Annotated in this window: 18 protein-coding genes, 1 tRNA gene and 3 rRNA genes; 10 read left to right on the top strand and 12 right to left on the bottom strand. The window is 54.7% G+C overall.

The window, feature by feature from the left end:
* Nucleotides 1-36 precede the first annotated feature (36 nt).
* Both cusF and ABLV66_RS22285 read right to left on the bottom strand, forming a co-directional pair.
* Entirely contained in the window at nucleotides 37-381 is a 345-nt protein-coding gene (gene cusF, locus ABLV66_RS22290) for a cation efflux system protein CusF (RefSeq protein WP_047078543.1), read from the bottom strand.
* A 17-nt stretch (nucleotides 382-398) separates the two neighbouring features.
* Nucleotides 399-1,784 carry an efflux transporter outer membrane subunit gene (locus ABLV66_RS22285; RefSeq protein WP_348876814.1) on the bottom strand — a complete coding sequence of 462 codons (1,386 nt, stop codon included), beginning with the start codon at nucleotides 1,782-1,784 and terminating at the stop codon, nucleotides 399-401.
* Between the two features lie 173 nt (nucleotides 1,785-1,957).
* On the opposite strand from ABLV66_RS22285, the gene cusR reads away from it, so the two are divergent.
* The 3 genes from cusR (at nucleotide 1,958) to ABLV66_RS22270 (ending at nucleotide 4,503) form a co-directional block, all read left to right on the top strand.
* Nucleotides 1,958-2,641 (top strand): copper response regulator transcription factor CusR, encoded by a 684-nt coding sequence (cusR, locus tag ABLV66_RS22280; RefSeq protein WP_047046104.1) that lies wholly within the window; start codon nucleotides 1,958-1,960, stop codon nucleotides 2,639-2,641.
* Complete coding sequence (locus ABLV66_RS22275) at nucleotides 2,631-4,073, top strand: Cu(+)/Ag(+) sensor histidine kinase (RefSeq protein ID WP_348876815.1); 1,443 nt, start codon at nucleotides 2,631-2,633, stop codon at nucleotides 4,071-4,073. Before cusR ends, ABLV66_RS22275 begins: the two co-directional genes overlap by 11 nt.
* 109 nt (nucleotides 4,074-4,182) lie before the next feature.
* Nucleotides 4,183-4,503, top strand: coding sequence for a PcoE/SilE family metal-binding protein (locus ABLV66_RS22270; RefSeq protein WP_045378631.1), 321 nt, complete (start codon nucleotides 4,183-4,185; stop codon nucleotides 4,501-4,503).
* 92 nt (nucleotides 4,504-4,595) lie between these two features.
* Here ABLV66_RS22270 and ABLV66_RS22265 read toward each other — a convergent pair whose 3' ends face one another.
* Complete coding sequence (locus ABLV66_RS22265; RefSeq protein WP_320483165.1) at nucleotides 4,596-5,717, bottom strand: ribosomal protein uL16 3-hydroxylase; 1,122 nt, start codon at nucleotides 5,715-5,717, stop codon at nucleotides 4,596-4,598.
* 592 nt (nucleotides 5,718-6,309) lie between these two features.
* Here ABLV66_RS22265 and ABLV66_RS22260 point away from each other — a divergent pair.
* From ABLV66_RS22260 to ABLV66_RS22235, 6 genes are all read left to right on the top strand, one after another.
* Nucleotides 6,310-7,849 (top strand): 16S ribosomal RNA (locus ABLV66_RS22260).
* Between the two features lie 85 nt (nucleotides 7,850-7,934).
* Nucleotides 7,935-8,010, top strand: a tRNA-Glu gene (locus tag ABLV66_RS22255).
* Between the two features lie 190 nt (nucleotides 8,011-8,200).
* Nucleotides 8,201-11,105 (top strand): 23S ribosomal RNA (locus ABLV66_RS22250).
* Between the two features lie 95 nt (nucleotides 11,106-11,200).
* Nucleotides 11,201-11,316 (top strand): 5S ribosomal RNA (gene rrf / locus ABLV66_RS22245).
* Together the 16S, 23S and 5S rRNA genes with 1 tRNA gene alongside form the textbook arrangement of a ribosomal RNA operon.
* Before the next feature lie 496 nt (nucleotides 11,317-11,812).
* Nucleotides 11,813-12,088, top strand: a complete 276-nt coding sequence (locus tag ABLV66_RS22240) for a DUF2574 family protein (protein ID WP_020079736.1) — start codon at nucleotides 11,813-11,815, stop codon at nucleotides 12,086-12,088.
* Between the two features lie 325 nt (nucleotides 12,089-12,413).
* Nucleotides 12,414-12,731, top strand: coding sequence for a hypothetical protein (locus ABLV66_RS22235; protein ID WP_020079735.1), 318 nt, complete (start codon nucleotides 12,414-12,416; stop codon nucleotides 12,729-12,731).
* Nucleotides 12,732-12,758: 27 nt separating this feature from the next.
* Here ABLV66_RS22235 and ABLV66_RS22230 read toward each other — a convergent pair whose 3' ends face one another.
* From ABLV66_RS22230 to ABLV66_RS22220, 3 genes are read right to left on the bottom strand one after another with little or no spacing between them, the layout of a single operon-like run.
* Entirely contained in the window at nucleotides 12,759-13,883 is a 1,125-nt protein-coding gene (locus ABLV66_RS22230) for an ABC transporter permease (protein WP_315712896.1), read from the bottom strand.
* A complete protein-coding gene (gene rbbA, locus ABLV66_RS22225) occupies nucleotides 13,883-16,642 on the bottom strand; it encodes a ribosome-associated ATPase/putative transporter RbbA (protein ID WP_348876345.1) in 2,760 nt (919 codons plus the stop codon). The genes ABLV66_RS22230 and rbbA overlap by 1 nt, the downstream gene beginning before the upstream one ends.
* Complete coding sequence (locus tag ABLV66_RS22220; RefSeq protein WP_045395428.1) at nucleotides 16,639-17,703, bottom strand: HlyD family secretion protein; 1,065 nt, start codon at nucleotides 17,701-17,703, stop codon at nucleotides 16,639-16,641. The genes rbbA and ABLV66_RS22220 overlap by 4 nt, the downstream gene beginning before the upstream one ends.
* A 372-nt stretch (nucleotides 17,704-18,075) precedes the next feature.
* On the opposite strand from ABLV66_RS22220, the gene ABLV66_RS22215 reads away from it, so the two are divergent.
* A complete protein-coding gene (locus ABLV66_RS22215; protein WP_348876347.1) occupies nucleotides 18,076-19,470 on the top strand; it encodes a diguanylate cyclase in 1,395 nt (464 codons plus the stop codon).
* 46 nt (nucleotides 19,471-19,516) lie between these two features.
* On the opposite strand, the gene trpS is transcribed toward ABLV66_RS22215, so the two are convergent.
* From trpS to ABLV66_RS22185, 6 genes are all read right to left on the bottom strand, one after another.
* On the bottom strand, nucleotides 19,517-20,524 hold the full coding sequence (gene trpS / locus ABLV66_RS22210; RefSeq protein ID WP_348876349.1) for a tryptophan--tRNA ligase: 1,008 nt from the start codon (nucleotides 20,522-20,524) through the stop codon (nucleotides 19,517-19,519).
* 275 nt (nucleotides 20,525-20,799) lie between these two features.
* Nucleotides 20,800-21,390: a hypothetical protein gene (locus ABLV66_RS22205; RefSeq protein WP_348876350.1), complete on the bottom strand. Its 591-nt coding sequence runs from the start codon at nucleotides 21,388-21,390 to the stop codon at nucleotides 20,800-20,802.
* Between the two features lie 7 nt (nucleotides 21,391-21,397).
* Nucleotides 21,398-22,363, bottom strand: a complete 966-nt coding sequence (ssp4, locus tag ABLV66_RS22200) for an Ssp4 family T6SS effector (protein WP_047043810.1) — start codon at nucleotides 22,361-22,363, stop codon at nucleotides 21,398-21,400.
* A gap of 266 nt (nucleotides 22,364-22,629) precedes the next feature.
* Nucleotides 22,630-22,959: a DMT family transporter gene (locus tag ABLV66_RS22195; RefSeq protein ID WP_004204123.1), complete on the bottom strand. Its 330-nt coding sequence runs from the start codon at nucleotides 22,957-22,959 to the stop codon at nucleotides 22,630-22,632.
* A gap of 17 nt (nucleotides 22,960-22,976) precedes the next feature.
* The gene (locus ABLV66_RS22190) at nucleotides 22,977-23,390 is read right to left on the bottom strand and encodes a DMT family transporter (RefSeq protein ID WP_047043812.1); all 414 of its coding nucleotides are present in this window, start codon (nucleotides 23,388-23,390) and stop codon (nucleotides 22,977-22,979) included.
* A 31-nt stretch (nucleotides 23,391-23,421) separates the two neighbouring features.
* Entirely contained in the window at nucleotides 23,422-24,090 is a 669-nt protein-coding gene (locus ABLV66_RS22185) for a hypothetical protein (RefSeq protein WP_242814343.1), read from the bottom strand.
* Between the last annotated feature and the right edge of the window lie 8 nt (nucleotides 24,091-24,098).

Genomic DNA, 24,098 nt, shown 5'->3' with positions numbered 1-24,098 from the left:
CATTCAGTTGTTGAGGAGCCTACCGTCGCCGGGCCGTTATTGGGCGCGGATATCCTGTAACAGCGACAGATTGCCCTGCTGAACGAAGGTGAAATCCACGCTGTCGCCGTTCTTCACATTGTTGAGCTGCGTCTGCGGGGTGATGGTGAAGCGCATGGTCATCGGCGGCCAGTTCACCGCCGGGATGGCGTCGTGGGCGATGGTGATTTTTTTACTATCCATGTCAATGGCTTTAATGACGCCTTTGCCAGTGATGCTTTGCGTCTGCGTGGCTGCGGGCTGTTCGTGCATTGCCATACCGGCGTGCGGGTCGGCGGCCTGGGCCGCGAACACTGCGCCAGAGAACAGGGTGAACAGGGCGATTTTAGACAGTGAATTCATAATCAAGACTCCTCGGGTTATTCCATCCAGCCGCCGCCGAGAGCGGTGAACAAGGTGATTTCATTAGCCTGACGGGAATAGTTGAGTTCCAGCAGGGTTTGTCGGGTGGTGAAAATGTCGCGCTGGGCGCTCAGGACTTCGATGTAGCTGACCGCGCCGTGACGATAGAGCGCAGTCGCGCGCTGCAGGGTGATATTTAGTGAAGCGAGATAGCGTTCCTGGGCGGCAATCTGAGCGGCCAGGCTTTGGCGCAGGGCCAGCGCGTCGGCCACCTCTTTAAAGGCGGACTGTATTTTTTGCTCATAGTTGACCACCTGCTGCTGCTGGCGGATCTCCGCCAGATCGAGGTTGGCCTGATTACGCCCGGCGTTGAAAATCGGCAGTTCGATTTTGGGGATGAAGTTCCACATCGCGCTGCCGGCGTTAAACAGGCTGGAGAGCTCGCTGCTGCTGCCGGAGAGAGAGCTGGTTAGGGTAATCGACGGGAAGAAGGCCGCCCGCGCGGCGCCGATATTGGCGTTGGCTGCCAACAGGCTGTGTTCGGCCTCTAAAATATCCGGCCGCTGCAGCAGGATCTCTGAAGAGAGCGACGGCGGCAGGGTTACGCCTTTCAGGTCCACCGCGCTGCTGGCGCTATCGTCCGGCAGCCGTTGATAGCTGCCGAGCAGTAGCTGCAGGGCGTTATTAGCCTGCGCCAGTTGGCCCTGCCGTTTGGCGATATCGGCGCGGGTGCTTTCGATCATGCCGCGCGCCTGTTCCAGCGCCAGAACGGTGGTGCTGCCGGTCAGCAGCTGTTTTTCGACGAAGGCGTAAGACTGCTGATAGTTCTGTAAGGTGTCGTTCGCCACCTGCAACTGCGCCGCCGCCAGCCGCTGGTTGAAGTAGCTTTGTGAAACGTTAGCAATCAACAGGATATGCACCGCGCGCCGCGCCTCTTCGCTGGCGAAGAAGTTCTGTCGGTCGGCCTCGCTAAGGTTTTTCAACCGGCCAAAGAAGTCGAGGTCGTAGCTGAGACTCAAGCCAGCGGCATAATCGCTGCTGGTGGTGGTGTTGCCTTTGAGCTTGCTGCCATAGGTGGTGCTGCCGTCGCCGTTAAGCTGCGGGTAGCGGTCGGCGTCGGTGACCCGGTACTGGGCGCGGGCCTCCTGCACTTTCAGCGTCGCCATCCGTAGATCGCGGTTGTTGGTCAGCGCGATACTAATCAGGCTTTTCACCTGCGGGTCGACGAAAAAGGTGCGCCAGCCGGTTTCCTGGTAGCCCGCCGTCGCGGTAACCAGTTTGTTCTGGCTGAGAGAGAACTGCTGCGGCACCGGCGCTGCGGGGCGCTGGTAGTCCGGAGCAAGTGACAGACAGCCTGTTAAGGCGAATATCACGCTGAGAGAAAGAAGCTGAATTGGGCGCATGGCGACAGACGGTTTTCGGCGATTTATCAATGGCGGATACTTTACGCAGCGGGCTCTGTTCAACGCGTGACAGGAAAATGACAAAGCTGTCATTTTCCTGATATTTCATTGCTATCCGGAGGGGCTCCTCTAAAATTGAATACCCGCACAGAGCGCGCGTGAAGGAGCCAGCCGTGAAGATTTTGATTGTCGAAGATGAGAAGAAAACCGGGGAGTACCTGACCAAAGGGCTTACCGAAGCCGGATTCGTCGTCGACCTGGCCGACAACGGCCTTAACGGTTATCACCTGGCGATGACCAGCGATTACGATCTGCTGATCCTCGATATCATGCTGCCGGACGTCAACGGCTGGGATATCGTGCGCATGCTGCGCGCCGCCAATAAAGGGATGCCGATCCTGCTGCTCACCGCGCTTGGCACTATCGAGCATCGGGTGAAGGGGCTGGAGCTGGGCGCCGACGACTATCTGGTGAAGCCCTTTGCTTTTGCGGAACTGCTGGCGCGGGTACGTACTCTGCTGCGTCGCGGGGCGGCGGTAATAGTAGAAAGCCAGTTTCAGGCGGCCGATCTCAGCGTTGATTTGGTCAGCCGCAAGGTGATGCGCGGCGCGACTCGTATCACCCTGACCAGTAAAGAATTCACTCTGCTGGAGTTCTTCTTGCGCCATCAGGGCGAGGTGCTACCCCGCTCGCTGATCGCGTCGCAGGTGTGGGATATGAATTTCGACAGCGACACTAACGCCATCGACGTGGCGGTGAAGCGGCTGCGTGCCAAAATCGATAACGACTTCGAACCGAAGCTTATCCAGACCGTGCGCGGCGTCGGCTATATGCTTGAGGTGCCGGATGGCCGCTAAGCGCCCCTTTTCGTTGGCTACCCGGCTGACCTTCTTTATCAGCCTCGCCACCATCATTGCATTCTTTGCCTTCACCTGGATCATGATCCATTCGGTGAAGGCTCACTTTGAAGAGCGCGACGTTCACGACCTCAAGCAGCTCAGTACCACGCTTGAGACGGTGCTCAACCATGCCGACTATCCGCAGGAGCGGCGGCTGGAGATCTTAAAAAACGTGATTGGCGGCTACGCTAACGTCTTTATCTGTCTGGATGATGCCGAGGGCAATATTCTGTTTCAGTCGCCAGACGGCCCGGAACTCAGCCATATTATGAGCACGCCGGGTCTGGCGATGAAGTTGCGCGACGGTAATGTGATTTCATGGACCGACCCGCAGCCGCGGGAAATGGTTCATGATAATCATCAAATGGAGACCCGCTCCTGGCGGCTAATCATGTTGCCGCTGGGCAAGCAGGCGGACGGTAAACCGGCCTGGCATCTGCTGATGGCTTTATCGATCGACTTTCACCTGCACTATATTAATGAGCTCAAAGCAAAGCTGATTTCCGCGGCGTCGATAATCAGCCTGCTGATCATCGCCATCGTGCTGTTTGTGGTCTATCAGGGGCATAAGCCGATTCGCCAGATCAGCCGCCAGATCCAGAATATTACCTCCCGGGATCTCGATGTACGCCTTGACCCACAGGCGGTACCCATCGAGCTGGAGCGGCTGGCGCTGTCGTTTAACCATATGCTGGAGCGGATAGAGGATGTCTTTACCCGGCAGTCTAATTTCTCCGCCGATATCGCCCATGAAATCCGTACGCCGATTACCAACCTGGTGACGCAAACCGAAATCGCCTTAAGCCAGAGCCGCAGCCAGCAGGAGCTGGAAGAGGTGCTCTATTCCAACCTCGAAGAGTTTTCACGCATGTCGCGGATGGTCAGCGATATGTTGTTCCTCGCCCAGGCGGATAATAACCAGCTGATCCCTGAACAGCGGGCGCTGGATCTGGCCGAGGAAGTGAATAAGGTGTTTGAGTTCTTTGAAGCGTGGGCGGAAGAGAAAGAGGTGGCGCTGCGTTTTGTCGGTAGCCACTGCCGGGTGATTGGCGACCCGCTGATGCTGCGGCGGGCAATCAGCAACCTGCTGTCGAACGCGATCCGCTATACCCCTGCCGGCCAGGCGGTGACCATTCAGTTGAGCGAAAGCGCCGAGAAGATTCGCCTGGTGGTGGAGAACCCCGGCGCGCCGATTGCCGCTGAACATTTGCCGCGCCTGTTTGACCGTTTCTATCGCGTCGACCCCTCGCGCCAGCGCAAAGGCGAGGGCAGCGGCATCGGTCTGGCGATTGTAAAATCGATTGTCAGCGCCCATCACGGCAGCGTGGCGGTGAAGTCCGATCAACGATCTACGCGTTTTATTGTGGTATTACCAAAATATGCGCAATAACGACCTCATCTGACGGCTTCGTCATAATGCGGTCACGCTGGCGACAGAGCCATTATTTTATCCTTCCTGTTGATGACTCACTATTTGTTAATCTTCAGGGAGTAATAGAATGAACACAGTACGCACTATCGTGGCTATCAGCGTTATTTTTGCAGCAAGTGTGGCGAATGCTGCGGAAATGACCCATCACAACGCGGCGTTGGCGCATGAGATGATGAATAACGGGCAGTCGCCGGCCCATCAGCAGATGGCGCAGGGGCATCTTGCGCAGGTGGGCGACAATCCGGCCTCCCCGAAACAGCCGCGTTCTTTTTCACAAATGAATGAACATGAACAGGCTGCGGTATTTCATGAATCGCTGAATAATGGCCAGGCGTTTGCCCATCAGGCGGAAGCAAAAGCGCATCGCCAACAAATTCCAGCTCTCTAATCAGTGGTGGAGGTGATGGGGGCGAGTTGTCTGGATAATGTCTGAGAGATAGCGGGCAGCGCCAGGCGGCTGCCCGCAGTATTGCCGTTCTCTTACTCTTCGAAGTACCAGTAGCCCTGATTAATCAGGCGCGTCAGTTCGCTAACGAATGCCGGATTTTTCAGGCCGCTGCCGAGCTCTTCTTGACCTAATGAGGTATAGCGGCACAATGCATCCAGCGCTCCGGCATCGGTGGTATCCAGCTGTTCGCTATGTACGAAGAAGCTGTCGCCGATATGCAGAACGCGCAGGCCGCTCAGGCGAGAAAGCTTTTCGCCGCCCAGCAGCGCATCGACCACTTCCGCTTCTTCATATGCCGGTTCCGCCGGAGCAATGTCCAGCTCGTGACGCGGCGTGGTGACGAAACTGCCGAACCACTGCTTGAAGTCTTCGGGTTGGCAAATCATGTCGATCATCATGTTGCGCAGACGTTCGAGTTCATACTCTTCAACCCGGCCCGGATGCTCGCGGCAGGTGAGATCAGGATCGCTGTAGTGTTCGCCGCCGAGGTCGTTTTCCAGCACATAGTCGGCGAAGCTGCTGATCAGGTCGCGGCCGTTTGGCCCGCGGAAGCCGACGGAGTAGTTCAGTGCCGTTTCGTGGGTCACGCCGTCGTGCGGGAATCCCGGTGGAATATAGAGGATGTCGCCCGGCTCCAGATCTTCATCAATGATCGGTGGGAACGGATCGACGTGCAGCAGTGCCGGATGCGGACAGAACTGACGCATCGGCAGCTTATCGCCCACGCGCCAGCGGCGGCTGCCCATGCCCTGAATAATAAAGACGTCATACTGATCGATATGCGGGCCCACACCGCCGCCGGGGACGGAGAAGGAGATCATCAGATCGTCTAAACGCCAGTCAGGCAGCACGCGGAACGGGCGCACCAGTTCCGCGGCCGGCATATGCCAGTGGTTTACCGCCTGGGCCAGCAATGACCAGCCGCTTTCGCCCAGCCCGTCGAAATGTTCAAATGGACCGTTACTGGCCTGCCATTTACCGTTAACCAGGCTCACCAGCCGGCTATCGACTTCCGGCTCCATGGCTAACCCGGCCAGTTCGTCTGGCGTAATGGGGTCGATGAAGTTCGGAAACGCCTTCTTTAATACGACCGGCTGCTTTTGCCAGTACTTCTCTAAAAACTCGGGCCAGTTAATGTTGAGTTGATAAGCCATAGATTATTACCAATAGGAAGAAACGGCTCTGATTATAGAAAGGAGAGGAAGTTGAGCGCTTTATCATGGGTCAAGAGTGGTGCTTAATTCACCATTGGCGCGATAGCGGCGGTGGGTGAACGAGAAAAATCGCGTTTTCGCAAAAAAGTAGTTTCGGTAGAGAATGCGCTGCAGGCCGCATGAATACTGGGTTTTATCGGTTCTGTCTTAACGAGGATAAACGTGAAAAGTTTAATTAATGAGCGCTTGATAAGTTTTTTGTATTTTAAGGCTTGCTATATCTCAGCAGCTCCCTATAATGCGCACCCACTGACACGGCAGATGTGAATCACTTCACACAAACAGCCGGTTCGGTTGAAGAGAAAAATTCTGAAATTCAGGGTTGACTCTGAAAGAGGAAAGCGTAATATACGCCACCTCGCGACAGAGCGCTAAAGCGCGTCGCAACTGCTCTTTAACAATTTATCAGACAATCTGTGTGGGCGCTCAAAGTGACATGGATTCTTAACGTCCTCGGACGAAAAATGAATACCAAGTCTCTGAGTGAACATGCGTAATTCATTACGAAGTTTAATTCACGAGCATCAAACTTAAATTGAAGAGTTTGATCATGGCTCAGATTGAACGCTGGCGGCAGGCCTAACACATGCAAGTCGAGCGGTAGCACAGAGAGCTTGCTCTCGGGTGACGAGCGGCGGACGGGTGAGTAATGTCTGGGAAACTGCCTGATGGAGGGGGATAACTACTGGAAACGGTAGCTAATACCGCATAACGTCGCAAGACCAAAGTGGGGGACCTTCGGGCCTCATGCCATCAGATGTGCCCAGATGGGATTAGCTAGTAGGTGGGGTAATGGCTCACCTAGGCGACGATCCCTAGCTGGTCTGAGAGGATGACCAGCCACACTGGAACTGAGACACGGTCCAGACTCCTACGGGAGGCAGCAGTGGGGAATATTGCACAATGGGCGCAAGCCTGATGCAGCCATGCCGCGTGTATGAAGAAGGCCTTCGGGTTGTAAAGTACTTTCAGCGAGGAGGAAGGCGTTAAGGTTAATAACCTTGGCGATTGACGTTACTCGCAGAAGAAGCACCGGCTAACTCCGTGCCAGCAGCCGCGGTAATACGGAGGGTGCAAGCGTTAATCGGAATTACTGGGCGTAAAGCGCACGCAGGCGGTCTGTCAAGTCGGATGTGAAATCCCCGGGCTCAACCTGGGAACTGCATTCGAAACTGGCAGGCTAGAGTCTTGTAGAGGGGGGTAGAATTCCAGGTGTAGCGGTGAAATGCGTAGAGATCTGGAGGAATACCGGTGGCGAAGGCGGCCCCCTGGACAAAGACTGACGCTCAGGTGCGAAAGCGTGGGGAGCAAACAGGATTAGATACCCTGGTAGTCCACGCCGTAAACGATGTCGACTTGGAGGTTGTGCCCTTGAGGCGTGGCTTCCGGAGCTAACGCGTTAAGTCGACCGCCTGGGGAGTACGGCCGCAAGGTTAAAACTCAAATGAATTGACGGGGGCCCGCACAAGCGGTGGAGCATGTGGTTTAATTCGATGCAACGCGAAGAACCTTACCTACTCTTGACATCCAGAGAACTTAGCAGAGATGCTTTGGTGCCTTCGGGAACTCTGAGACAGGTGCTGCATGGCTGTCGTCAGCTCGTGTTGTGAAATGTTGGGTTAAGTCCCGCAACGAGCGCAACCCTTATCCTTTGTTGCCAGCGGTCCGGCCGGGAACTCAAAGGAGACTGCCAGTGATAAACTGGAGGAAGGTGGGGATGACGTCAAGTCATCATGGCCCTTACGAGTAGGGCTACACACGTGCTACAATGGCATATACAAAGAGAAGCGACCTCGCGAGAGCAAGCGGACCTCATAAAGTATGTCGTAGTCCGGATTGGAGTCTGCAACTCGACTCCATGAAGTCGGAATCGCTAGTAATCGTAGATCAGAATGCTACGGTGAATACGTTCCCGGGCCTTGTACACACCGCCCGTCACACCATGGGAGTGGGTTGCAAAAGAAGTAGGTAGCTTAACCTTCGGGAGGGCGCTTACCACTTTGTGATTCATGACTGGGGTGAAGTCGTAACAAGGTAACCGTAGGGGAACCTGCGGTTGGATCACCTCCTTACCTTAAAGAACCTGCCTTTGTAGTGCTCACACAGATTGTCTGATGAAAGTAAAGAAGCAAGGCGTCTTGCGATTGAGACTTCAGTGTCCCCTTCGTCTAGAGGCCCAGGACACCGCCCTTTCACGGCGGTAACAGGGGTTCGAATCCCCTAGGGGACGCCACTTGCTGGTTCGTGAGTGAAAGACGCGCGCCGACATATCTCAAAACTCATCTTCGGGTGACGTTTGAGATATTTGCTCTTTAAAAATCTGGATCAAGCTGAAAATTGAAACGACACACAGTCAATGTGTGTTCGAGTCTCTCAAATTTTCGCGACACGAAAATGTTTTACGAAACATCTTCGGGTTGTGAGGTTAAGCGACTAAGCGTACACGGTGGATGCCCTGGCAGTCAGAGGCGATGAAGGACGTGCTAATCTGCGAAAAGCGTCGGTAAGGTGATATGAACCGTTACAGCCGGCGATGTCCGAATGGGGAAACCCAGTGCAATTCGTTGCACTATCGTTAACTGAATACATAGGTTAACGAGGCGAACCGGGGGAACTGAAACATCTAAGTACCCCGAGGAAAAGAAATCAACCGAGATTCCCCCAGTAGCGGCGAGCGAACGGGGAGCAGCCCAGAGTCTGAATCAGCTTGTGTGTTAGTGGAACGGTCTGGAAAGTCCGACGGTACAGGGTGATAGTCCCGTACACCAAAATGCACAGGCTGTGAACTCGAAGAGTAGGGCGGGACACGTGGTATCCTGTCTGAATATGGGGGGACCATCCTCCAAGGCTAAATACTCCTGACTGACCGATAGTGAACCAGTACCGTGAGGGAAAGGCGAAAAGAACCCCGGCGAGGGGAGTGAAAAAGAACCTGAAACCGTGTACGTACAAGCAGTGGGAGCACCTTTATGGTGTGACTGCGTACCTTTTGTATAATGGGTCAGCGACTTATATTCTGTAGCAAGGTTAACCGTATAGGGGAGCCGCAGGGAAACCGAGTCTTAACTGGGCGTTAAGTTGCAGGGTATAGACCCGAAACCCGGTGATCTAGCCATGGGCAGGTTGAAGGTTGGGTAACACTAACTGGAGGACCGAACCGACTAATGTTGAAAAATTAGCGGATGACTTGTGGCTGGGGGTGAAAGGCCAATCAAACCGGGAGATAGCTGGTTCTCCCCGAAAGCTATTTAGGTAGCGCCTCGTGAACTCATCTTCGGGGGTAGAGCACTGTTTCGGCTAGGGGGTCATCCCGACTTACCAACCCGATGCAAACTACGAATACCGAAGAATGTTATCACGGGAGACACACGGCGGGTGCTAACGTCCGTCGTGAAGAGGGAAACAACCCAGACCGCCAGCTAAGGTCCCAAAGTCACAGTTAAGTGGGAAACGATGTGGGAAGGCACAGACAGCCAGGATGTTGGCTTAGAAGCAGCCATCATTTAAAGAAAGCGTAATAGCTCACTGGTCGAGTCGGCCTGCGCGGAAGATGTAACGGGGCTAAACTGTGCACCGAAGCTGCGGCAGCGACACTATGTGTTGTTGGGTAGGGGAGCGTTCTGTAAGCCTGCGAAGGTGACCTGTGAGGGTTGCTGGAGGTATCAGAAGTGCGAATGCTGACATAAGTAACGATAATGCGGGTGAAAAGCCCGCACGCCGGAAGACCAAGGGTTCCTGTCCAACGTTAATCGGGGCAGGGTGAGTCGACCCCTAAGGCGAGGCCGAAAGGCGTAGTCGATGGGAAACAGGTTAATATTCCTGTACTTGGTGTTACTGCGAAGGGGGGACGGAGAAGGCTATGTTAGCCGGGCGACGGTTGTCCCGGTTTAAGCATGTAGGCGGAGGTTCCAGGTAAATCCGGTACCTTTTAACGCTGAGGTGTGATGACGAGGCACTACGGTGCTGAAGTAACAAATGCCCTGCTTCCAGGAAAAGCCTCTAAGCATCAGGTAACATCAAATCGTACCCCAAACCGACACAGGTGGTCAGGTAGAGAATACCAAGGCGCTTGAGAGAACTCGGGTGAAGGAACTAGGCAAAATGGTGCCGTAACTTCGGGAGAAGGCACGCTGATATGTAGGTGAAGCCCCTGCGGGTGGAGCTGAAATCAGTCGAAGATACCAGCTGGCTGCAACTGTTTATTAAAAACACAGCACTGTGCAAACACGAAAGTGGACGTATACGGTGTGACGCCTGCCCGGTGCCGGAAGGTTAATTGATGGGGTTATCCGTAAGGAGAAGCTCTTGATCGAAGCCCCGGTAAACGGCGGCCGTAACTATAACGGTCCTAAGGTAGCGAAATTCCTTGTCGGGTAAGTTCCGACCTGCACGAATGGCGTAATGATGGCCAGGCTGTCTCCACCCGAGACTCAGTGAAATTGAACTCGCTGTGAAGATGCAGTGTACCCGCGGCAAGACGGAAAGACCCCGTGAACCTTTACTATAGCTTGACACTGAACATTGAGCCTTGATGTGTAGGATAGGTGGGAGGCTTTGAAGCGTGGACGCCAGTCTGCGTGGAGCCAACCTTGAAATACCACCCTTTAATGTTTGATGTTCTAACGTTGGCCCCTAATCGGGGTTGCGGACAGTGTCTGGTGGGTAGTTTGACTGGGGCGGTCTCCTCCCAAAGAGTAACGGAGGAGCACGAAGGTTAGCTAATCCTGGTCGGACATCAGGAGGTTAGTGCAATGGCATAAGCTAGCTTGACTGCGAGCGTGACGGCGCGAGCAGGTGCGAAAGCAGGTCATAGTGATCCGGTGGTTCTGAATGGAAGGGCCATCGCTCAACGGATAAAAGGTACTCCGGGGATAACAGGCTGATACCGCCCAAGAGTTCATATCGACGGCGGTGTTTGGCACCTCGATGTCGGCTCATCACATCCTGGGGCTGAAGTAGGTCCCAAGGGTATGGCTGTTCGCCATTTAAAGTGGTACGCGAGCTGGGTTTAGAACGTCGTGAGACAGTTCGGTCCCTATCTGCCGTGGGCGCTGGAGAATTGAGGGGGGCTGCTCCTAGTACGAGAGGACCGGAGTGGACGCATCACTGGTGTTCGGGTTGTCATGCCAATGGCATTGCCCGGTAGCTAAATGCGGAAGAGATAAGTGCTGAAAGCATCTAAGCACGAAACTTGCCCCGAGATGAGTTCTCCCTGAGACTTTAAGTCTCCTGAAGGAACGTTAAAGACGATGACGTTGATAGGTCGGGTGTGTAAGCGTAGCGATACGTTGAGCTAACCGATACTAATGAACCGTGAGGCTTAACCTTACAACGCCGAAGATGTTTTGGCGATTTGAGACGATTTTCAGCGTGATACAGATTAATCAGTGCGTCGTAATGACGGGCTGGTAAAACAGAATTTGCCTGGCGGCGATAGCGCGGTGGTCCCACCTGACCCCATGCCGAACTCAGAAGTGAAACGCCGTAGCGCCGATGGTAGTGTGGGGTCTCCCCATGTGAGAGTAGGGAACTGCCAGGCATCAAATAAAACGAAAGGCTCAGTCGGAAGACTGGGCCTTTTGTTTTATCTGTTGTTTGTCGGTGAGCGCTCTCCGGAGTAGGACAAATCCGCCGGGAGCGGTTTTGAACGTTGCGCAGCAACGGCCCGGAGGGTGGCGGGCAGGACGCCCGCCATAAACTGCCAGGCATCAAATAAGAAGAACCCCATACCGGAAGGTGCGGGGTTTTTTGCTGTGTGGCGTATAGCTCCCCCGGTGGCGCTGCGCTTACCGGGGCTACGCAACCCGTAGCCCGGAAAAGGTGCGCAGCACCGCCTCCGAGGAAATACCCTGCCGGCCGCCTGGTTCGTTAACATCAGTAATACCTATCACACTAATAGCTCTCAGTATAATTGTCCTTATTAATTATATGGATTATATTTCCTGCGTGATGACATCAACGCATCACTTCTCCTGAAGGAGAAAAATAGAAAGCAAATCGCTTATTTCTCATCCTGTTAACTGGTTATAAATTCAATGAAAAAACCGCTAATTGGGATTCTGACATTAGCTTATGGATTGAGCTTGCCTGCATTCGCTGCGGATACCGCTACATTAACGATCTCCGGGCGTGTGGCGACACCTACCTGCAGCACCAATATCATTAATGAAAAAGCTCAACAGCGTTGTGGGCAAAATACTTACCTCATTAACACGCAAAATATGGCAGTCCCTTCTCATGGGGTGGTTACCCAAACGGTGAATTTACCGAATGATGCGAACAGGAAAATAATTATCAGCAGCTACGATTAATCACCCACTTATATTTCCGCGCCATTATATTGCCCAGCGGCGAAATAATGGCGCGCTGCTATCAGCCATAAAAAATCAGCCACTTGTGGACTTGAAAATTTATTCCCGCCGCTTAATACTTCTCCCCCCGCTTATTTCCATGAACGACAGGGTTATCCACTCTTTTTGGGGTTGATGCGATACATCATTAACACTTTGTTAACTTGATCTGGTTTAAGTGACGGTAAATTTGATATACAAATAGGGTAGATTGCCTGTACGGACGCTGCCCGGAATGCCTTGCGATGAATGTTGCAGGTCATCGGCTGGCAATATGAGAATATAAATGAAAATCCTGCTTAACTGGCCGCCGCTGCGCCAGATCGTTACTTACATTCAGGAGCGCTTTACCTTTCTGGTTCTGCTCTGCTGGCCGGCGATTATCTGGCTGTTCTGCCGGGTTGGCGTGTGGCTTACCGATAGCGCCTATCAACTGCTGGGAAAATCGCCTGCCCACTCTTTCACCGTTTATCTTCAGCCATTTATGACGCCGGGCACGTTGCTGCGCATTTCTATCAGCTGGATTGTGCTGTTATTCATCCTTTTCAGTATGGCGATGGCCTTCACCTGGGGTCTACGTCGCTTTATGAATCGTCAAAAATAAGCCATCGGCGCAGCGCCCGGTTCAGGTTTATGCCATCTCACCAATTGTCTTGCGAAAACGCAGCAGCGCAATGGTAAAGAAAGCACTGCCGATAGCGAACAAAATTAAAAACTGCGGCCAGACGATGGCAAAGCTGGCGCCGCGGTACAGTATCGCCTGCGCGAGGCTGACGAAGTGGGTGGTCGGCATGGTCAACATAATGTCCTGAACCAGCTGCGGCATACTCTCCCGTGGCGTGGATCCGCCGGAGAGCATCTGCAGCGGCAGCAGCACCAGGATCATCAGTAGCCCCAGTTGCGGCATAGAACGGGCGAGCGTGCCCATAAAAATGCCGATGGAGGTGGTGGCGAACAGGCTGAGCGCTACCCCCAGCATAAACAGCGGGATCGACCCTTCAATCGGCACCTGCAACACTCCCTGTACCATAAGCAGTAGCGACAGCCCGGAGACAACCAGCACCACCAGACCCATCGACCATATCTTGGCCATCATTATCTCAAACGGCGTTACCGGCATCACCAGCAGGTGCTCAATGGTGCCGTGCTCTCGCTCGCGGATAAGCGCCGAACCGGTGAGGACAATGGCCAGCATGGTGATGTTGTTGATAATCGCCATCACCGCGCCGAAGCGCTCTTGTTCAAGGTTAGGGTTAAAGCGCATCCTCACCGCCAGCTCCACTGGCAGCGTACTGTTGTCGCGATAGCGGGCAACAAAGCTGTTCACTTCACCGCTGATAATATTCTGGATATAGCCGTTGCCGGTAAAGGCCTGGCTCATTCGCGTGGCGTCGACGTTGACCTGCACCTCCGGCTGACGACCGGCTAGCACATCGCGCTGGAAGTTTGGCGGAATATTAATGGCGAATGTGTATCGTCCGGCATCCAGCCCGGCATCCATTTCATCGGCGCTGATCAACTCTGGCGTTAAAAACCATGGCCGATAAAAGCCGTTAATGATCCGCGATGAGAGCTGTGATTTATCCATATCGGCAATAGCGATAGGCGCCAGGTGTAGAGAGCCGGGCATTACCGTGGCCGAGGAGTAAACCGACACGGTAAAAGCAAACACGATCAGCGCCAGCATCGCTTTATCGCCGAGCAGGCTGCGCAGCTCTTTGACGCCGAGGTTATAAATATTGCGTAATCCGCGCATCATCCCTCCTGTTTCTTCAGCAGCAACACGCTCAGCCCGAGCACCAGCGGCACCGCAATCAATAGTGGAATGAACGAAACCCACAAATCACTAATATTCAGTGCCTTGGAGAAGGTACCGCGGGCGATGGTCAGGAAATGGCTGGTCGGGTAGATTTGTCCGATCCAGCGACCTGGCCCCTCCAGAGACGCCACCGGGTCGATCATCCCGGAGAATTGGGTGGCCGGAATCAGCGTAATAATCGCGGTACCGAAAATGGCGGCGATTTGGCTCTTCATAAATGTCGAGATCAGCAATCCCAGCCCGGTGGAGATGGTGACATACAGCAGCGCCGCCAGGGTGAGGGTCAGGAAACTCCCCTTATGCGCGACGCCAAACACGAAGACCGACAGCGCGCACAGCAGAAAAAAGTTAAACATCCCCAACACGATGTAAGGCAGCTGTTTGCCGAGCAGGAATTCGCTGCGGGTGGTCGGCGTCACGTACAGGTTGATGATCGAACCGAGCTCTTTTTCCCGCACCACGCTCAGCGCGCTGAGCATCGCCGGGATCATCATCAGCAGCAGCGGGATCACCGCCGGGACGATGGCCGGCAGGCTCTTCACGTCCGGGTTATAGCGATAGCGGGTCTCGATGGAAATGAGCGAAGTATCACGATTCGGGCTACTTTGCCGCCCGGCCATCTCCTGCAGCCAGGCCAGATGCATCGCCTGCACGTACCCGCGCACCGTTTCGGCGCGATTTGGCATTGCGCCGTCCACCCACACGCCAATCTGCACCGGCGTACCGCGAGCGATATCGCGGCCAAAGTTCGGCGGAATTTCTATCGCTACCGCCAGCTCGCCGTTACGCATTCGACGATCCAATTCGTCATAACTCTGCAGTGGCGCCTGCTCGATAAAGTAGCGTGAGCCAGCAATGTTCTGCGACCAGTTCTGGCTGCTGATCGTTTGATCGCGGTCGAGGACGGCAAAGCGCAGATCCTCGACATCCATGCTGATCCCATAGCCCATGATAAACATCAGGATCACCGTTCCCAGCAGCGCCAGCGTCGATCGTACCGGATCGCGGCGCAGTTCCAGCGCTTCGCGGCGGCTATAGCTAAACAGGCGGCGCAGGCTGAATGACTGGCGTGGGGACGCGTTCTTGTGGTGTGATGCGACAGCAGGCGGCGCGGGCGTTGTAGAGACAGAAACGGTCGGCTGTGTGGCATCCGCCGCCTCCTGCAGCCAGGCGATAAACGCCTCTTCGAGGCTGGCGGAGCCACGTTGCTCAACCAGCGCCTGCGGCGTATCGCTGGCCAGCACTTTGCCGGCGTGCATCAGCGAGATGCGATCGCAGCGTTCCGCCTCATTCATAAAGTGGGTGGAGATGAAGATGGTGACGCGATCCTGCCGCGCCAGGTCAACCATCAGTTGCCAGAACATATCGCGCGCCACCGGGTCGACGCCGGAGGTGGGTTCATCGAGGATCAGCATCTCCGGGCGATGAATTACCGCGACCGCTAATGACAGGCGCTGGCGGATCCCCAGCGGTAGAGCGGCGGGGAGCGCGTCTTCAACCTCGGTCAACATAAAACGCTCGCTCATTTCAGCGACCCGGCTGGCTATTTCATGATCCGGAATGTGAAACAAGCGGGCGTGCAGCTCCAGGTTTTGCCGTACGCTCAGTTCGCTATAGAGCGAGAAAGCCTGCGACATATAACCCACTCGCTGGCGGGTGGCGATATCTTTCGGGTCGACCGGTTGGCCAAACAGCCAGGCCTCGCCTTCGCTGGCGGGCAACAGGCCGGTGAGCATTTTCATGGTGGTGGATTTGCCGCAGCCGTTAGAGCCGAGGAAGCCAAAAATTTCGCCACGGGCGATACGAAAGTTAACGTGGTCGACGGCGACAAAGTTGCCGAAGCGCATCGTCAGGCCGCGCGCTTCAATGGCGATCTCTTCCTCGCTGCCGTCGCGCGGCGGAATGACCACGTCTTTATGCGCCAGGCGCTGCGCTTCCGGCAGCAAGGCGATAAACGCCTGCTCCAGGGTCTGGCTGCCGGTTTGTTTTTTGAGCGCCGCCGCGCTACCGGTCGCCAGTATCTCGCCGGCGTTCATCGCCACCAGCCAGTCGAAGCGCTCGGCCTCTTCCATGTAGGCGGTAGCGACCAGTACGCTCATTTCCGGCTGGCGCTGGCGAATGCTGTCGATTAGATCCCAGAACTGCGCGCGGGAGAGCGGGTCGACGCCGGTAGTCGGTTCATCAAGGATGAGTAGCTGCGGGTCGTGGATCAGCGCACAGCACAGCCCGAGCTTTTGTTTCATTCCACCGGAGAGTTTACCGGCGGGGCGATCGCGAAACGGCGCCAGCCCGGTGCTCTGCAGCAGTTCGTTGATGCGTAGTTCACGCTCGGCTTTATCGTGACCAAACAGGCGGGCGAAGAAGTCGACATTTTCATAGACCGATAACGTATGGTACAGGTTTTTCCCCAAACCCTGCGGCATCCAGGCGATTTTCGGGCATACCTGCTGGCGGTGACGAACGTCGCGCATATCGCCGCCGAGCACCATCACGTTACCCTGCTCGATGGCCCGCGCCCCGGCGATAAGCGAGAGCAGGCTTGATTTGCCGACCCCGTCCGGGCCAATCAGGCCAACCATACGCCGCGCCGGGATCGCCAGGTTGATATCGCGCAACGCGATGGTGGCGCCAAACTGCTGGCCAACGTTTTCCAGCAGGGCGACGGGAGGCGAAGTATCCTGCGGCGTGAGTTTCATTGCGGCAACCTCACCGTCAGCGCTTCAGGCCAGCTTTTCTGCTTATCCAGTCGTACCCAGGCCATCCCAGGCAGGCCGGTTTTGACATATTCCAGATGCTGTTCCAGCAGCTCTGGCGGAATGCGCGCCTTGACGCGGAACATCAGCTTGAGCCGCTCGTCGCTGGTTTCTACCGTTTTTGGGGTGAATTGCGCGACGCTGGCGACAAAGCTGATATTTGCCGGGATCACTAGATCTGGCGCGGCATCCAGGATCAAGCGCGCTTCACTGCCGAGCGCCAGGAGACCCGCCTGTTCCGTTGGCAGGAAGAAGGTCATATAGACGTCTGCCAGGTCGACCATGTTTAATACCCGCCCCCCGGCGGCCAGCACTTCGCCTGGTTCGGCGACGCGGTACTGGATGCGGCCGTCGCGCGGCGCTTTCAGCTGGCTATCGTCAATATCGGCGAGGATCCGCCGCTCGGTGGCTTCGGCGGCTTCAACGCGGGTTTTAGCCTGGATGATGCTGGTGCGGGCAGCCTCGATGGCGGCGCGGGCGGCGGAGACCTGCGCTTTCGCCGATTCCAGCGCCGCGCGGGCGCTTTCAGCGGCCGCGCGATCGTCATCCAGCTGCTGAGCGGAGACGGCGCCGCGCTGTGAAAGAGTGCTGGAACGGACGTGACGTTTAGCGGTGGAGTCTAGCTCCGCCTGGCGCTGTTTCACCACCGCTTCGGTGGCGCGCATTTCGCTCTGCCGCTGGTCGAGTAACGCGTTGGCGGCGGCAACCGCGCTTTGCGCTTCTTTGATTTGCGCGGCGGCTTCGAGGCGCTGCTCATTGAGCACCCGCGTATCCATCCGCGCCAGCACATCGCCTTTATGGACGAACTGCCCCTCTTTGACCAGAATCGTCTCGATACGCCCGGCAATTTTGGTGGCGATATCGACTTCCGTCGCCTCGATGCGGCCATTACTGGCGGCGAAGCCCGGCGGTAGCCCAGCCGGGCGCAACATCCACCATGCGGCGGCGATGACCACCGCTGCAACTACGATATACCCGGTCCAACGTCGTTTGTTCTTGTCCATACGCGACTCGCTCTGTTCCATATTGCTGAGTGGTGCGCGTTTCGCTATTTCGCCCGGCGGGACGATAAAACAAAAGGGAGATAAGGCCGTCCGGCGCAAAATCCTGTTACGTTGCCAACCGGTGGGGAAGATGTGCTTTTAGAGTGGTCATCATCAGCAATCCTGGCCTTAAATGAAACACGCATATTTATAATCTGGATACTAACATCGGTAGCGTCAAAGTCCATATATAAACTATGGAATTGCGACCCCCTCGCTATAATGACTGAGAAATACGCTATCCCTATGATTTTCTTCGTCTGGTTGACCTGCGGCAACTCATGTATGATCGGCAACCCCGAAATAGACTAACGCCCGGCGAGCGCTTTATTCATGAACGATGAAAGCAAAAAATATATCTCTGTTATTTTTAAGGAGTGGCTACCGCTGTATGACAGCCTGACGCCAGCCGTTAAGGAGGTACTTAAAAATATCGCAGAGGAGCAATCGGAAGCGTTAGCGGCCCGGTTTTATGATTTTATTTTTCAGGATCCGGATATTGCCCGCCACCTGACTTATGATTTAGTTCAGGAAAGACTGAGCCGCTCGCTGGCGCTATGGGTGAAGGAGATCCTGACCAGCGACAAAGCGCAGTTGCCGGCGCTGGCGGAACGGCAATATCAGATTGGCAGCATCCACGCGCGGATCGGTATCCCGGCGGAGGCGGTGCTGCGCGGCGCCCGGCAAATTAAGGCCGGGCTTATTGAGTATATCCGCAGCCACGTTAACGACCGCCAGATTGCCGTCGATGCCATCTATTACGCTATTATGGCGATTAATATGGCCGTTGAGATGATGTGCCATGCCTATACCTTATCGCACTATCGGGCGACCAAAAACGAAGAGGCTTATCGCCTGTATAGTTTGATGGACAATGTCCCGATGGAATATGGCAAACAGCAGGCGGCGCTTTCCGGTTGGGAAAATACGGCAATTTTTAATATTGTTAGCGAAAATAAAGCGCATACTAACGCTACGTTATTATCTGAATCGGAATTTGGTCTCTGGTTCCGCCATAAATGCGTACGCTATTTTAACAAAAATAGCCAGATGGACGAAATCGCCGCATTAATTTCTCAGGTCGACGATTTATTAATAGGATGGCGGGCATCCGCCTCTGCCATGGATTATAAAAATACACAAAACCTGATTCAGGGGATCCATATTCATTGCCAGCAAATCGGCAGCCAACTGGGCGTAATTTTTAGCAGCCTGTCGCAGATGCAAAACGGCAAAGATGCATTAACCAGTCTGCTTAACCGCCGCTATTTGCCGGTGGTGCTCAAGCATGAAGTGACGCTGGCGATGGAGTATGAGTTGCCGATGACGGTGGCGATCGTCGACATCGACCATTTCAAAGGCATTAACGATAACTGGGGCCATATGGTCGGCGACCGGGCGATTAAACATGTCGCGGAACTGCTCAGCGACAATATCCGTTCCAGCGACTATATCTTCCGCTACGGCGGGGAAGAGTTTCTGCTGGTGCTGGTGGAGACCGGCGTGTCAGAAGCGTTTACCATCCTCGACCGCCTGCGGAAGAAAATTAGCCAACTGGCGTTTAACGTTGGCGGCGATACGCAGATCCCGATCACCGCCAGCATTGGCTACGCCGTGCACTCCGGCCATCCCGATTACAACCTGCTGTTGCGCGATGCCGATAATGCTCTGTACGCCGCCAAACGCGAGGGGCGCAACTGCGTGAAGATGCATAAAGGCAGGGTGTAAAACGAGCCCCGGTAAACGTAGCACGACCGGGGCAGGGCTCTGAAGCTCAGAACAGCACCGGCAGCCCCAGCCCGCGCTTCACTTCATGCAGCGTCCGCTGCGTGAGCTGGTGGGCGCGTTCGCTGCCCTGGCGCAACAATTCCAGCAGCATTCCTTTATCCTGACTGTAAGTGGCCCGGCGTTCGCGGATCGGCGCCAGTAGCTCCTGCAAGCAGGTTTCCAGTTCATTCTTACACTGGCGATCGCCCAGCCCGCCGCGCTGATAGTGGGCTTTCATCTCAGCAACCAGCGCCTTATCGCTATGGAAAGCGTCGAGATAGGTGAACACTACGTTGCCGTCGACATGCCCCGGATCGCAGACTCTCAGGTGTGTCGGGTCGGTATACATCGCGCTGACCGCGCGGTGAATCTCCTCTTCACTGGCCGATAACGTCAGCGTATTGCCCAGCGATTTCGACATTTTGGCATTACCGTCGACGCCCGGCAGGCGGCTCACTTCGCTGAGTAGCGCTTTGCAGTGGCGCAGTACCGGTTCGCCGGTGAGGCTATTCATTTTGTGGACGATTTCGTTGGTCTGCTCAATCATCGGTAGCTGATCGTCGCCCACCGGCACCAGCTCGGCCTTGAAGGCGGTGATATCGGCGGCCTGGCTAATCGGATAGGCGAGAAAGCCAACCGGCAGCGAGCGGGCGAATCCCTTCTGGGCAATCTCATTTTTTACCGTCGGATTACGTTCCACGCGAGCGACGGTGACGATATTCATATACAGCGCGCTGAGCTCCGCCAGCGCGGGCAGAGCGGACTGCAGGCAAATAGTGGTGAGCCTGGGGTCGATGCCGACGGCCAGATAATCGGCCATGACTTCGAGGATATGGTGGCTGATTTTTTGCGGGTTGCTGCCGTTATCGGTGAGCCCTTGCAGGTCGGCGATCAGGATAAACTGCTGGTGGTCGTGCTGCAGCGTGACGCGCTGGCGCAGCGAGCCGACGTAGTGGCCAAGATGTAGTTGGCCGGTCGGGCGGTCGCCGGTGAGGATGGTTTGTGGATGGTTCATCAGGGACTCCTTATCAGACTGTTCAGCCGAAAGACGTCCTGGAAATAACAAAGCCGCCTTCCGGCGGCTTTGAAAATGGAAACGTGTATCGTGCCGCCTGTTATGCAGGCAGCCACCAACGACGGGGGTAGGTAACGATAACGTTTCTGTTCATCTTTTTATCCTGCCACGAAATCACGGCGGGGTAAACCTGTTGCGTACAAAGTATTACTCAGCAATCTGAAATCCTGCTCGTAAGCAGGTTTTGCTGAATTTGGTACCTCTGACTGGGAGGATCACATATGCTGTTCTTCAATTTTCAATTGCTTACGCCATACGCGGTTATGTAACGTCAAGACGATCGACTGGTAAAATGATGATGAATTCATCCACATGATATTCAGGCAGAAAAACATCAAACCTAAAGCAGATGTTATCTGTGGCGTATAATTGTCTACCGTGCCGAATAAAAATGAAAACCAGGAACCGATAAAGTAGATAATGCTAGTTATTCCTGTCATCGTGATAATAATCAGATGTAATTTATATCCGTTTAAAGAGCCTCGAGCAGTCAGTAACGTTGTAGTCATGATAACTACGCAATATACGATCGCTGCAAAAAAAACGCCCATCAGTACTTTGTATTCAGGTATTCCTAACCAGCGAAAGAGTAGCATCCATACATAAACCTGGGGCATCGCGTAGCAAAAGATAGCAAGTATCATGCTGATCGCGATAGGAATACCGGCCATGTGTATACCAGGCGCCGCGCCGAATCGGCTTTTTAACCGATCCTTTAGTTGTTCCAGGTATTGCAGATCGCTGGTTGCCAGTTTTTTCTTGATGATAGCGCTCAACACGAGGCTCTTCTTAATATATTTCATCATTGTCGGATCAATGTGGTCCAGTGAATGAAAACGACTGAATTAAGCCAAAAATATACTTCCCAGATTGTGTCATATTCTGAGGGTTCCTGATGGTGCCCGAGATCGCGCTACCAAAAAATGCCGAGGAGTTGGCAATGGCATTCATTAATTCTCGTTGCAAGAGCATCTGTAAGGCTTCCGAAGGATAACGCTTGGGATAGATGCCAGCTTTCATTGCCACTTTGATACCAGAATTAGAGATTCCGGGGTTTCTAATTCGAATAATTTCCTCCGTCAATCGTGTTCGGTCGGCTCGGTTCATTTTTTTTAATAAAGAAAGTAAACTTTCCGACGTAGACCGATTAAGTAATCGATATGTTAGCATGGCGCTTTTTAAACCAGCACCAGCCCCGGCAAGTGAGATCATATCAAGTGCTGTATTGGTTGCCGTATACCACTCATGAGAGTCAAGCCATGCTACATAGTCATCATGGTTCATGGCAATTAATGAAAGGCGCCCGAGGCCATTTGCACATTGGATTCCTGTTGCTACGCCACCAGCGATAATTACAGCAGCAACTGCACTTGAGGTGCCTGCGGTGAGAGGAATCGCCATGCTTGCACCAACAGAAAGTATGATAGTGAGAATTGCTGCTCCGCAGGAAATGGCTGTTGAACCGATTTCAGTAACTAAGGAAGATGACTGAATTGCATTCGTCGTTAGCTGGGCTGGATTATTTGCTGAAGTGGTTACTTTCGTTACAACGACGTGGCTTACCGAGCTTTCATTTGGCGTTGCGATCCGTCTTGATGGCCTTACTAACCACTGACGAGAACCATCTGAATAAATTATCCCAACTTGGCTAAAGTTTCTATAACAATCCAACTGGTTAGCAAGAGCTATGAAATCAATTTCAGCGCCGCTGACAAGGCCTAAACTTCGGGCAAAGCCATAATCAGGTAGAGCTTTTGAAAATTGTCCTGGAAATGTCATCCTTTTTCTCCATGCACCTAATGCTCTTAAGATGAGGGATCAAGAGTAATGCTCTTAAGATAGTAATAAATTAGGAATATTCCGGATGACACCTACAAAATAACCTACCAGCGTAAGTAAGAAAAGAGTGGGTATAGTGCGGATTTCTTGCGAGAGCGTCTCAGCGATTTTGAGGTTACCAACACTGGCGGTTTCAGCCAGCATGGTGAATTTACGGTAGGCCGGGCAAGGCGTAGCCGCCGCCCGGCAAGATAAACAAACCGTTGTTACATGGTCGAGAAGACGTTCATGATCACGCCGCCGGAGATAATTAGCGCCATGGCGATAATGGCCGCCAGGTCCGGCTTCTGCTTATAGAGGATCATGGAGCAGATCGTCACGCCGACGATACCGAAGCCGCACCACAACGAGTAGGCTACGCCCACCGGGATGGTGCTCATCGCGCGGGTGAGGGCGAAGTAGCACAGGCCGTAGGCGCAGACCACCAGCACTGAAGGCGCCAGCTTGCTGAAGCCGTTGGTCTTTTTGATCATCGAGGTGCCGGTGATTTCGGAGCCGATAGACAGCGCCAGCCATAAAAATCCGAGATTAAACATAGGGTATTCCTTTCCTGTTAGTTGGCGATTTTCTTATCCATGGAGGCGACTGGCGTGACGGGTGCAGCCTCTTCGCTCTCTTCGGAACCCATCTTCGAGAACAGGTTCATGATAACGATGCCGCTGGCGATCACCGCCATGCCGATGATGGCGGCGGTATCCGGGTGCTGGCCGTAGAATGCCATTCCCAGCGTCGAGACCACCAGGATACCGGTGCCGGACCAGGTGGCGTACGCCAGGCCGACCGGGATATCTTTCACCGCCCTTGAGAGCGAGTAATAGCAGGTGCAGTAGAGCGCAATCAGCAGGCCGAGCAGCAGCATTTTTGTGCTGCCTTCGCTGCTACCGAACATTTTTAACGTCGAGGTTGCTGAGGTTTCGGAGAGGATAACCAGCAGCATCCATAACCAGCATTTTGTTTTCGAAGACATCGTTAAGCTCCAGGTTCATAGTTGGGTAAGGTCATATCTTTCTGTTTTTTAAATAATCAATGGCCGCATCGGTCAGCTGCGCGTGCGGGGCCGCCGCCAGCGCCGGATTATTCACCACGTCTGTGACGGTGAGATAACGGCGCGGTTCGCTGCTGGTGGCGGCAGGCGCGGTGGGCGCGTCCAGCGTCGCCAGCAGCTCATTCATGGTGCCGAGGAAGACGCCGCAGGCCTCCAGACGAGCCAGCGTGGCCTGCAGATGCCCGGTATAGGCGCTGTCGGCCTGCGCGCCGCGTAGCTGGTTGAGTTCGCTGAGCGGATCGCAGTGATAGCGCAGCGCCAGCACGGGAATACCCTTCAGCAGCGCCTCGTGCGCGCAGCGGGCGAGCGGGCTGCTGCGCGTGCCGTTCAGCAGGTCTGAAGCCAGCGGGTAATCGAGAAACGGCAGCAGTACCGCCCGCCACGGCGCTGACGGCAGGGCATCCTGCCAGGTCGATGACGGGATAATCTCGCCCACCTCTCGCCACGCGGCGGCGTCGGCGAGACCATCCTCCAGCGCGAGGCGCAGCGGGTAGCCGCAGCTTGCCAGGCGCTGGCGGATTGCCGCGCGGTAGCCGTCAGCGGCGGTCACCATCACCAGTACCGGCGGTTGCAGGCGCTGTAAAATCCGCGCGACTAAACCTTCAATCTGTTCGTCGGTCATGGCGAGCC

Source organism: Klebsiella sp. CN_Kp073, assembly GCF_040065495.2.
In the GTDB taxonomy this organism is placed as follows: Bacteria; Pseudomonadota; Gammaproteobacteria; order Enterobacterales; family Enterobacteriaceae; genus Klebsiella; species Klebsiella aerogenes.
The sequence above is the reverse complement of the archived record's forward strand: the minus strand, read 5'-3'. Positions and strand labels throughout refer to the sequence as shown.